The 12,100-nt window shown below is 60.8% G+C and carries 6 protein-coding genes; 2 read left to right on the top strand and 4 right to left on the bottom strand.

Annotated features, from left to right (window positions below; genetic code table 11):
* The first annotated feature begins 197 nt into the window (after positions 1 to 197).
* Both BQ8794_RS03345 and BQ8794_RS03350 read left to right on the top strand, forming a co-directional pair.
* Positions 198 to 1,694, top strand: coding sequence for a PAS domain-containing sensor histidine kinase (locus tag BQ8794_RS03345; protein WP_143744451.1), 1,497 nt, complete (start codon positions 198 to 200; stop codon positions 1,692 to 1,694).
* An 88-nt stretch (positions 1,695 to 1,782) separates the two neighbouring features.
* Positions 1,783 to 2,166, top strand: a complete 384-nt coding sequence (locus BQ8794_RS03350) for a response regulator transcription factor (RefSeq protein WP_077373069.1) — start codon at positions 1,783 to 1,785, stop codon at positions 2,164 to 2,166.
* A gap of 21 nt (positions 2,167 to 2,187) precedes the next feature.
* Here BQ8794_RS03350 and BQ8794_RS03355 read toward each other — a convergent pair whose 3' ends face one another.
* The 4 genes from BQ8794_RS03355 to BQ8794_RS03375 all read right to left on the bottom strand — a co-directional run bounded on the left by BQ8794_RS03355 (position 2,188) and on the right by BQ8794_RS03375 (position 12,066).
* Complete coding sequence (locus BQ8794_RS03355; RefSeq protein ID WP_077373353.1) at positions 2,188 to 2,841, bottom strand: response regulator transcription factor; 654 nt, start codon at positions 2,839 to 2,841, stop codon at positions 2,188 to 2,190.
* Positions 2,842 to 3,071: 230 nt separating this feature from the next.
* The gene (locus tag BQ8794_RS03360; RefSeq protein ID WP_077373072.1) at positions 3,072 to 3,698 is read right to left on the bottom strand and encodes a response regulator transcription factor; all 627 of its coding nucleotides are present in this window, start codon (positions 3,696 to 3,698) and stop codon (positions 3,072 to 3,074) included.
* Positions 3,699 to 3,748: 50 nt separating this feature from the next.
* Positions 3,749 to 9,709, bottom strand: a complete 5,961-nt coding sequence (locus tag BQ8794_RS03365) for an AAA family ATPase (RefSeq protein ID WP_077373075.1) — start codon at positions 9,707 to 9,709, stop codon at positions 3,749 to 3,751.
* Between the two features lie 1,658 nt (positions 9,710 to 11,367).
* Entirely contained in the window at positions 11,368 to 12,066 is a 699-nt protein-coding gene (locus BQ8794_RS03375) for a sensor histidine kinase (RefSeq protein ID WP_210189807.1), read from the bottom strand.
* Between the last annotated feature and the right edge of the window lie 34 nt (positions 12,067 to 12,100).

The raw sequence follows: 12,100 nt of genomic DNA on the forward strand, positions 1-12,100 counted from the left end.
ACTTGCCGCACCTGTGATCGCCTTGATTTGGGCATGCCTGGAAACGCCCTGGCGGCAGCCTAGGCTGGGTGTCGAAAAGTCGGCGGCCTGCACGGACAGCACCGAGCTTTCCCTGCTGCGCGCACAATCGCAGTCACATAGACTTGGTACGCCGCTGCAGTGTAAAATGACTTGAAACAGCGCCCTGGAGCGGATCCTTGAAGCTCGAAACTGCGCCATCCGCGGCTGCGGCGTCACGATGGAACCGTTCCGCTGTGCTCCTTCCCATCGCGACCGCCGCGATGGCGGCCGGGACCTTTATCGTCGATACGGTCGACCCAAATGATATCTCCTTCCCTCTAGTTTACATCGTGGTCGTGCTCTTGGCCTCGCGCTTTTGCTACGGAAGGCACCTTGTGCTCGTCGCCGCCGGGTGCGTCGCACTTCTTATTTTGAGTTACCTGATCTCGCCTCCGATCGGGCCGACACAAGATGCCCTGATGCGTATGTCTATCAGGAGCACTGTGATCGCAGTGACGGCATATCTCGTCCTGCAGAGCCAAGCGGCACAAGCGGGCGAGCGCGAGAAAGCCGCGCTTCTCGACCTGACGCAGGACACGATTTTCGTCCGCAACATGGACGACGTCATTACCTATTGGAACCGCGGCGCCGCGGAATTGTATGGATGGAGCGCGGAAGAAGCCGTCGGGCGGGTTACGCACGACCTGTTGAAGACGCGCTTTTCCGCACCGCTCACCGCGATAAATGCCGAATTGCACTCCCTCGGCCGCTGGGACGGCGAACTCGTCTATACCAAGCGCAACGGCTCGGAGGTGGCAGTGGCGAGCAGATGGGCCCTGCAGCGCGACCGGCAAGGCAACCCAGCCAGCGTATTGGAGACCAACAACGACATCACCGAGCGCAAGCGGGCGGAGGATGCCCTACAACTCGCACAAGCCGAACTCGCGCATGTTGCGCGAATGAGCACGTTGGGCGAGCTTGCCGCTTCGATCGCCCACGAGATCAACCAGCCGCTCGCCGCCATCGTGAATGGCGCCGGTGCCGGGCTGCGCTGGTTGGACAGGCAGCCGCCGGACCTCGATGAGGCGCGGCAAATGCTTGCCCGCATTCTGAAGGACGGCAACCGCGCGGCCGAAGTGATCGGTCGAATCCGCGCTTTGGTCCGCAAGTCTCCGGTCAAGATGGATCGGCTCTCCTTTAACAACATCGTGCTCGATGTAATCGCGCTGGCACGCAGCGATATCGAGCGAAATCGAGTCGTGCTCCGTACCCGGCTCACCGACGATTTGCCACCCATCCAGGGGGACCGGGTACAGCTGCAACAGGCGCTCCTCAACCTTGTTGTCAACGCGATTGAGGCGATGCACGATCATGAGCCGCGAGAGCTGGTGATCACTTCCGGAAACGACGAGGCGCAGAACGTCGTCGTGTCGGTGCGCGATTCAGGCCCGGGGCTCGACCCGGAGACTGTCAGCCGCATCTTCCAGTCTTTCTTCACGACCAAGGCGGACGGGATGGGCATGGGACTGTCGATTTGCCGGTCCATCGTGGAAGCGCATGGGGGGCAGCTTTCGGCTCGCGCAAACGAACCGCGCGGCGCCCGCTTCGAAGTCGCGCTTCCCCGAGAGCAGACCGGGCACGCCGCCGACACGAGCCAGGCAGCCGCGCTGACTATACCTTCGTATAATGCTTAGCTCCTTTTGATCAGCAGAGGATCTCAGTAGATTAGAAGCGTACACGGCAGTGCGCGTTGCGCTTGGCGCGAGATTGAGAGTTCCGAGGTTGAAGCGAGAGGCAGTCATTGCGGTCGTAGATGACGACGAGTCGGTTCGGGAAACCACCAAGGGTCTGATTAGATCGGTGGGATTTTCCGCCGAGGCGTTTGGCTCTGCGGAGGATTTTCTGGCCTCCGACCATCTTGGCCGTACTGACTGCCTGATTGCAGATGTCAACATGCCCGGCATGAGCGGGCTCGATCTGCTTGAACGTCTTGCGGGGGCCGGCAGGACTATTCCGACCATTCTGATCACCGCCTACCCCAATGAAAGGATTCGGATGCGCGCGCTGAACGCCGGAGTGCGCTGCTACTTGCCTAAGCCCTTTGCCGAAGGCGATCTGCTCGGCTGCCTCCGTGCGGCTCTCGGCAACGGTATCTCCAGCCGTTGAGACCGCTGAGCGTGTGAATGGCTACGGGCTGCGGGAGCTGACACCTTCGTGCGATCGCTCCAACCCCATGTTCAGCCTGTCGGCCATTCGCGCCAAATCAGGCAGGGAGGCAGCTTTCATTTTTCTCATCACCTGCCCACGATGAACTTTGACCGTAATCTCGCTGACGCCTAATTCGTAGGCAGTCTGTTTATTCGCCCGTCCAGCCACCACCAAGGCCATGACCTCGCGCTCGCGCTGACCAAGGCTCTCGAAGCGGGCGCGCAACTCGGTCAAGGACTTTTCGTCATCCAGCCGCACCCGGTCCCGCTCCAGGCCCAACTGGATCGCGTCGAGTAGGTCCTGGTCGCGGAATGGCTTGGTGAGGAACTCGATCGCGCCATCCCTCATCGCTCGCACGGTCATGGGAATGTCACCATGCCCGGTGATGAAAATTATTGGGATATGGATGTTATCCGCCGCGAGGTCCCGTTGGAATTCAAGGCCGCTACGTCCGGGAAGCCGGACGTCGAGCACGAGGCACGCAGGCCCCTCTGGGCGGGCGACGGCGAGGAATTCGCGCACGTGGCCGAATAGCTGCGCTTGCAGGCCTACCGATCGCACAAGGCTGCCGAGCGTCTCGCGGACTGCCGGATCATCGTCGATGACGACAACGGTCGACTGTGGGTGGGCCATCTCGATGCTCAACCCCTATATCCTCCGCACAAATTATGACACTCGCGCTTGCGCCCATCAAGCACCATCCCTATCCCAACGACCGCCTGTCGGTGTTAAGGAATGCGGTGCTGGGAGGAGCCGAACGAGCCGCTACGGTCGCGATAGCGAGCCAGTGAACCGGCAGGCTAGTAGCGGGCCTATTTACTCCAGGATAGTACTGCCCTCTAGTTTCGTGTCGCCGACCAACGCTATTTGGCCCGCGCCGGCTGTGCAGTGACGCCCAGGCTGTCCGCCATGCGGACCAGATCAACGAGAGACTTCGCCCGCATCTTCTGCATAACGTGACCGCGGTGGACCTTTACCGTCACCTCACTCAGACTCGCTTGGCCTGCAATCTGCTTGTTGACGCTGCCGGTGACCACCAAGTGCATGATCTCTCGCTCGCGGGCCGTCAGGGAATCGTAACGCGTGCGGAGGTCGGCGATCAGCTTGGCCTCCTCCCGCCGAGCGCGGTCCCGCTCGATTCCGGCATGGACTGCGTCGAGCAACTCCTGTTCACGCAGCGGCTTCGTCAGAAACTCAATGGCGCCGGATTTCATTGCCCGCACAGAGATCGGAACATCGCCGTGGGCGCTTATGAAAATCACGGGAAGCTGAATGCTCAGATTCTGGAGAATTTTCTGCATCTCAAGCCCACTCCGCCCCGGCAGCCTGACGTCGAGGATGATGCACCCAGGCGCGTCGGCGCGCTTTGTGTCCAGAAACTCCTGACCCGACGCGAAAGTCTGCACCTCAAGCCCAACGGAGCGCAATAGATCACCGACGCCCTCCCGGACCGACACGTCATCATCAATGATGTAGACAACGTCCTTCATCCACGCGCCTCAACTTCGAACCATCATACCGGCAGGCCGGACGCAGGAGCTTATTGCGCTTTCCCCTCAACTGGCAACGTGAACTGGAAAACTGCGCCGTGAGGGCGGTTCGGCACGGCCCAGAGCCGACCGTTGTGGGCTTCGATGATCGAACGGCTGATCGTCAGGCCGAGGCCCATGCCCTTTGGCTTGGTGCTGTAGAACGCCTCGAACATTTCCTCGATCTTCGCAGAGTCGATCTGCGGGCCGCTATCACGCACAGCCACCAGGACGGTGTCGCATGCCGGCTGCTCAGTGCTTATCGTGAGCTCGCGTGATGCTTTCGGATCAGCCGACATCGCATCCTTGGCGTTCATGAGCAGGTTTAGAATGACCTGCTGTAACTGGACCTGGTCTCCGAGAACGGGGGGCAAGTTGCTCAATAGTTTGATGTTTGGCGAGACCGCAGCCCGTTGTAGGTCCGTGGTTACCAACGCGATCGTTTCCAAAACGACCTCGTTGATGCTTAACCACTCGCGACGTTCCGGTGATTTCTTGGCCATTGCCCGTATTCGGTCGATGACCTCGGATGCGCGGAATGCGTCACTTACCATGCGCTCCACGGCGCGACGAGCGGAGATGATATCGCGCGGATCCGCGTCCAAGTAACGTAGAGCCGCGTTGCCGCTGGCGACGAGACCGGTGAGAGGCTGTCTGACCTCGTGGGCGATTGAAGCCGCAAGCTCACCCATCATGGTCAACCTGCTCACATGAGCCAGCTCGGCTTGCGCGAGTTGTAGGGCATTCTCCGCCTGCTTACGATCGGTGATGTCACGCACCAGTGAAAGACGAAACCACTCTTCTCCCAGTTGGAATTTGCCGGCGCGAATTTCGACCGGAAACACGGTCCCATCCTTACGCCTGTGGAGGGTCTCGAAAGTCGTCGTCTGTCCGGCGTCCACATGATCAACCACTGTCGCCAGTGCCTCTTGGTCGAGACCTCCATCAAACTCGCGCGGATGCATTCCAATCAGCTCCTCGCGGCTGTAGCCGAGGCCCTCGCAGGCTTGCCGGTTAACGTCTTTGACGGTCAGGTCGTCGGCGTGCAGGAAAAATGCGTCGGTCGCGTGATCGACAAATGTTCTGAAGCGGGACTCGCTCGCTCGAAGTCTTTGCTCTCCCCGCTTGCGCTCGGACAAATCGAGCACGAAAGCGACAGCCTGGTTCGCGCTTCCTTCGAAGCTTGCCTCGCCAATCAACACCGGCACGCGGGAGCCGTCCTTGCGCCGGTACTCCTTTTCGAATGGTTGAACGCTACCGGCCGCCTTCAGCTCGGCCTCAGCCTCGGCGTCACGATCCCGCCATTCCTCCGTCGTCAGTTCCGCGCTGGATAGGCGTCCGCCGAGAAGGTCGTCGCGACCATAGCCGACCATGCTGAGGAAAGCCTCATTCGCTTCGACAATTCGGCCATCGATATCCCGGATGAATATCCCGATGATGTTGGCCTCGACCAGTCGGCGGATCCGACCTTCGCGTTCCTCGAGATCGCGGTACAAGCCGGTATTCACGAGCGCCGTTGCCGCTTGCGAAGCGAGTATTTTCAGCACTGCCATCCGTGCCGGCGCGAACACGCGAGAGGCGAGATTATTTTCGACGTAGAGCACACCTGACAAGGCGCTCTGATTGAGTAACGGCATACATAGGATCGACAGCCCAGGGTGCTGAATAAGATACGGATCCTCGGCGAAGGCTTCGTTGCCAGTGGTGGCATCGAGGATCACGCTTTCCTTGGTGCGCACGACGTAGCGGAGTACCGAGCCTGGCAGCTTGACAGACTCGACGGGTTCGTCGCGCAAATCGACTTCGATCACGTTGCCATTCGTGCTGGCCTCCGCCATCAAACGCGGCTCGCTTCCTTTCGACCAGATTAGCAGGCCTCGCTCACCCCCCGACTGCTCGAGTGCGATACGCAGGACTGTCTCAACAAGCCTCTCAAGGACGATCTCACTCGACACGGCCTGCGAAACCTTGATCACTGTGGCGAGGTCGAGATGTTCCAACGGTGCCTCGATCGTCCTTGTCGCAGTGGCTGCCGTTTCTTCGTTCCGCAACTGTGGAAAGTGCTCGTCGAGTTGCCGAACCTTACCGTCGGCCCCCCAGCGTTGATAGGAGCGGCGAGCATTCTGCAGGTAAAGCCCGGCAATGTGATCGAACCCGCGTCTGCGGTAAAAGGCTGAAGCGCGATCATAAGCGATCGCTTCGTCGTTAGGCAGCAAGTTCGTTCTGGCAAGCTGAGCGGCTTGTTCGTAGAGGCGTTCAGCCTCCAGCGTCCGCCTGTCCAATCGCGCGCTCTCCGCTCCTAGCAGCGCTGCGCGGCTCCCAAAATTCTCCGGGCAGTGCTTGGACCACTCCTCAAGCTGGCGGCGATGGTCACGCAGGTCCTTCCGGTGTTGAGAGCTCTCGGTGGCCGAGACTTCGTCGCAAAGCGCGGCCAGCGAAAGGCCGGCGTAGAAATGGTATTCCGCCCGCTCAAAAATGGCGGGCGTCATCCAGAGGAGGTCCCGCGCTTTCGATGCCGCTGCGAGCGCGGCGACGTAGTCGCCGGCAAGCCAGCGGGCCTGCAGCTTGCGGATCCAATACAAGCAACTACCTGGCCTGCCGTCGATATCTCGCTCGAATTGAACCTCATCGAATCCGGTGTCGTTGAAGCAGCCAAACACCGGCGTCAGTCCACGAAGCGTTCGAACGAGCTGCAGTTGCCCGGCAATGAAACCGACAACCACACCGAAGCCGGCTTGGCGCGCGAAATCCAGACCGGCTTGCGCGTCACGTTGAACCTCGGAAAGCGGCTCACCGCCAGCAAGAAGATAGGTAAGCAGGTTGTTGCGGCTCAGCACGGCGTATGTGAGATCGCCTACTTGCTGTGCAGTGTCAAAGACGCGTCCAGCGAGTGCGCGTCCCGTCCGCACATGCCGTGGAGAGGACTTAGCAAGGTTGCCGAAAGCGAGGTAGACACGCGCTTTCAGGCGGTCCATTCCAGGTTGCTCGACCAGGTCCAACCCGAGGAGGCCGAACCGGAAACCGACCTCGTACTTGCCGAAGTAAGGTCCCAGCACGGTGCCTACGGCGGTGTAGGCATAGGGCGTCGTGTCGCTGTTGCCGTATTTCAAGCTGACGTTGCCCATACGTCCGATCACGAGGCAGCGCAGGTTTTCGTCAGTGAACAAAGCCGGGGTTACGAGTGAGGTAAGGACATCCATAGTGGCCAGTGCGACCGGATCTGCCATTGAGGGCAGGTCGAGCAACGCTTCAATCGGACGGTCTCCGAGCTGTTGGAACAGCCGCGTATATTCGCGCCGCACCCGATTTCTGGTGGGATGAGCCGTCCACCGAATCCCTACGCGATGCAGGTAGTCGAGCCCGACCAAAATGGCCAGGTCGCTTCGACCAAGGCTCATGGAAAGGTCCACTCGCAGCCGAGTGACGCGGGCAAGGTCAGTTAGGCTCGTGGCACGGCGCGACAAGGGCGCGACGCGCGCCTCCGCCTCCGCCGTAGACCCGGTGAGGAATAGGCACTCGGCTCTCAGCAGCTCGAGCGCGAAGGCAAGCTCATACCGCCGATCCCATGCATCGTCTGGCAGCAAGGCGGCTCCCAAGCCTGCATAGGTCAGCGCGGAAGCGTATGCCGCCGACGACCTTGCGCGGCGGGCGGCAGCTAGGTTCAGGTCGGCGAGGCGCTCGCGCTCCTTGCCCGACATGATCAGCGCCGTTCCTCGATTGAGGTGGCCGACAATCTCGAAAATGCGCTCCGCAAGTGCCTCCGGAGGAGTGCGAGCGAGGAGCAGGCGACCGATCGACAGATGCGCCACGACCTGTTCGTCGTCTGGAACCAGCGCGTAGGCGGCCTCCTGTACCCGATCGTGCAGGAACCGGTAGGACACCTGCTCGCGCAACACCAGCCCGGCCCGTGCCGCAGCCCAAAATGCCGCGTGCACCGTTTCGTCGCTTTCGCCCCGGATCATGGTCAGCGTATCGATCGTCGCGTGATTGCCAAGGCAGGCCAGCATGTGCAGGGCACGTTGCGTTGGGGCTGGCAAGCGCCTGAGCTTACCGAGCATCAGATCCGCAACATTGTCAGCATAACCCTTCCCCCGAATGCCTTCGAGGTCCCAATCCCAGCGCCTGTGGGCACGATCGAAGCCAAGCAGTCCTTCCTCCGGCAGGGCCAGGATGAACTGAAGGGCAAAGAAGGGATTGCCGGCGCTCTTCTTGTGCACCAGTCGCGCGAGCGGCAGGACACGGTTGCTGTCGCAATGGAGAGCATCAGCCAGCATCCGACTCATGTCGCTCAGCCCTAGTGGAGTCAGTCCGACTTGATGCACTCGCCCACCAGCTTGCCTAATCGCGGTCAGCCGCCGGATCAGGGGGTGGGTAGGCGCGACCTCGTCGTCGCGATATGCACCGATCAAGAGCAGGTGACGCAAGTCCGGGTGCGTGGTCAGATCCTCGAGCAGGTCGAGCGTCGCAGCGTCCAGCCATTGAAGGTCGTCGAGAAACAGCGCCAGCGGATGCTCCGGTCGGGCAAACACCGCCAACAGGCGTCTGACGATCAAATGGAAACGACGCTTGGCGTCCTGTGGTGCCAACTCCGCGACGGGCGGCTGTGGCCCGATCAGCAACTCGAGGTCCGGAACGAGCGTCGCCATCAGCCCGCCGTTGAAGCCCAAAGCTCCAGAGAGTGCTAAGCGCCAAGGATCGAGCTCGGCATCGCTCTTGCCCAGCAGTGGCCGGAAAAGTCCCTGCAGCGCCTGCGCCAGGCTGGCGTAGGGAACATCGCCTTGGTTCTGGTCGAACTTGCCAGATGCGAAAAACCCGCGCGATGGCACGAGCGCGCGATGGAGTTCGTTAACGACCGTCGACTTGCCGGTCCCGGCCGGGCCGGAAACCAACACCAACTCAGGCCCGCCCGCAGCAACAACCCGGTCGAAAGCGGCAAGCAGGTTGGCGATCTCACCCTCGCGACCATATGGCTGCTCAGGAATAAGCAACTTGTCGGGCAGATCCTGGGTAGCGAGCGGAAATTCCTCGACCGACCCGCGACCCTCCGTTTCGGTCAGGGCGCGCCGCAGGTCGGCCTCCAGCCCGTGAGCGGTCTGGTAGCGCTCCTCGGCGTTCTTGGCGAGCAGTTTCATGACGATTGCAGAGACGGCACGCGGCACTTTCGTCGCAGCTTCTGACGGTGGCACAGGTCGCCTAGCAATGTGACAGTGCACCCATTCCATGGGGTCCGCAGCGGAAAACGGCAGCTTATTGGTCACCATCTCGTAAAACGTGACACCGACCGAGTAGAGGTCGCTGCGCGAGTCGACGGACCGGTTCATGCGGCCCGTTTGCTCGGGCGCTATGTATGCCAGGGTGCCGGCAATCACCTCGGGAGGCTCGGGCGGTTGGCGCTCGCGCGTAAGGTGCGACGCCAGGCCGAAGCCGGTGAGTCGAACCTGACAGTCTGCTTCGTTCACCAGGATGTTCGCCGGCTTGATGTCCCGATGAATGAGACCGCGCTCATGGACCTTGCCGACCGCTGCGGTGATGCCGATAGCAAGCCGCAGGAAGGTCGAAAGCTCGATCGCCATTCCCTCCTTTCGCGGTGTTAGCAGCTGGCTAAGAGGCACGCCGCCGCAGTCCTCCAGGACAAGCGTGCTATGGCCGGCTTCTTTGTTGAAAGCCAGCGGCTTCGCTGCCCATGCGCTGTCGAGCTCGTCGCGAAGCGCGTACTCGTGTGCGAGCCTGTCAAGGCTAGCGCGGGTGGGGAGCTCGGCCGCGAGCCGCACGACCAGAACGGGCTGCGGCCCTGCTTTCTGATCCTGGAGCACTTGGCGTGTGAAGATGCGATCGCCCTCGTTCCAGACGACCTGGTGCCCTTCAAAAAGACCAGTCTGTATCGTCTGCCGTCCAGGATCGGCAGCGCCTTGCTTGGTGTTTATGACTTTCCTGGCGCGCCTTTTCCGGACGCCTTGGACGGTGTCGTCCATCACCACACCGCTTTCTTCGCATCTGCCCTCGCCTCTAGCTCCGAGACCGGCATCAGCAGTTCTAGTCAGGGTTCCATCACTTCTGCTTCGTGTCAACGCGCTCCGCTCGGGGGCTGATCCAATCTGGCGCTCGGTTTCCTCTCGCATACACCTCCCAAGGGATCGATGCTCGTCACCGCGACAAGCCGGAGCGTCGACGCCCTGTTTCGCCGGCTTGAGAGAGAAGCCGCGCCGGCTGAGCGGGCATGTTTTTTGCGGTCAATAGGCGCACCGGCGCGGCAGGTCGGCTCCTGGTGGGAGGAGTTGGAATCTCAGGGGCCGCAGTGAGATTAACACCCTGCGACGGCTGCCGGTACTATGCCGAGGTATAATGGCCTAGCCGTTTGGACAAACCTCCTAAACCAACTCCCTCAACAGACCGGCTACGACGACGCACTCCGAACGGTCGATCCCGACTTTCTGGAATGGATTGTGCGGAAGTAGCCCGCCGTCCAGCCGCCTAGAGTTTTCTGACTAGAAACCGGGATTCGCGGATGAGTGATGGCCAATCGTACCCCAGAAGGGTGATGAGTTCGTGTGCCTGCTCTTCTGTGATGCCGGACTCTCTAATCAAACGGAGAACAAGGCCGTCCGTTATAGGCGGTGGCGTCGTTTGCTCGTTCCGAACGGGCGACGCAGCGAATGGTTTGCCCAAGGTGGCGCTGCCCAGCAATAGGGAATAACCGGCGCCGCACGGGAGTATCTGGTGGAAGGGCGGCATCGGCCATTGCCGGTTGGTTCCAGCGCCCCCCCGCGGTGCTGAGTTGGTAGGCGGAAGATGCAGATCGTATGACCTGCACCAATGCCCGACCTGGTGAGTCCCCCGGCGGTATTCGCCGTCGGGCAAGCTTTTGAATGCGGTTGTCTGCGTAGCAGATCACATCACCGGTGGACGGGTCGACGTATCTCTGCGGCGTCTCGAGGATCGTTGACGACTGAACCTGCTGGAGATCCATATTGCTGGAGTATGTAAGCGGTACTTCTGTCCAGCCGGGGTTTTCCTCTGCGGCGGGTTGACTCGAATGGTTTAGGAAAGCGAGCGGTAGTAGTCAGTTTAACAGGCGGCCAGGCGGACCCATCCCAATCAGTCGCGAGAATCCTCCATGGGGTGTTTGTCTTGGCGTCCTCCCAACACATCTTTGAGCAGAAGTAATACCGGACGGGTCGCCCGTAAAAAACGCGGCAGCATGTTATACACATCATTGTAGCACCTTCACATATTCAGGCAGCATCGGGCGGGATAGCGAGCACCGGCGAGAGGCATGTCCGTAGGCGCAAGCCAATAACCGACGCTGCGGAAGTCACTGAGGTTCGCCATGCGGTCGCTGCCGATGTCGCGCTGGCATTGGGGCTCGTCGCCGTCCCTTGAGGCAGGTTGAACCCGGCGACTTCTGCACATGCGGGCATTGACTAGCCTATCGTCGAGAGTTCCGCAGGAGCGGCAGCACCCGTTTCGATTCAAACTGAATCTTGCGCTGTGCAGATGCGGGGCCTGGGCCGCGCATGTAATGGAGTTCCGGCCTGTAGCTCGGGGCCACCCACTCCCGAAGCGCGGTCACGCATCTTTCGAGCAGAGCAGAGACTTCCATGATGGTATTCCCTTCCCCGCTAGCGCCAGCTCATTTGCTCGAACTCGCCCACATTGCGGGCAGCCACAAATCGATCGTGGTGCCATGTCGGGGCTTGCTGGTTATCGAGAGTCCGCCGCCCAGACTTTCTACGATCTGCCTGACGGTCGCCAGGCCGAGGCCGGTTCCGTTTACCTTTGTCGAGAAATTCGGCTGGCCCGCCATTTTGAGCGTCCGGTCTTCCATGCCAATGCCGTTGTCGCTGACGGCAAGCCGGATCATCCGTTTTGGCAGACCCGTTTTGGTTGAAGGCGGAAACGCCAAGTCGACAGCAATGGTGAGGTCGCCGCCGGCAGGCATGGCGTCGCGTGCGTTCAAAACTAGATTGAGAAGTGCTCGTTCGACGAGCTGCTGGTCGATCATGGCCGGCGGAAGCCGGTCGGCGACTTCCATTGTCAGTCTGATATCTGGTGAGAGAACGCTGGCATGCACTTGCTCGAGCTGCGCGAGTAGCTGGCGCATATCTGTCGGTTCGGGCATTGCCGGCCTCGGGTTTGCAAAGTCGAGCAGTTGCCGGGCGAGAACCTTCGCGCGAAACGCGCAGTAGATGGCAGCATCGATTTTTCCGAGCTCTCTGCGCGTGCTGTCGCGGCGGTGCTGCAACTCTTCCAAGATATTCACAACTGGTGTGAGCAAATTATTGAAATCGTGAACGATCGATGAGAGGAGCAGGCGCGGGTCAATTTGCATGTAAGGAGCGTCCGATCCATGGGAATCGCGACGA

Source organism: Mesorhizobium prunaredense (assembly GCF_900156895.1).
Classification (GTDB): Bacteria; Pseudomonadota; Alphaproteobacteria; order Rhizobiales; family Rhizobiaceae; genus Mesorhizobium; species Mesorhizobium prunaredense.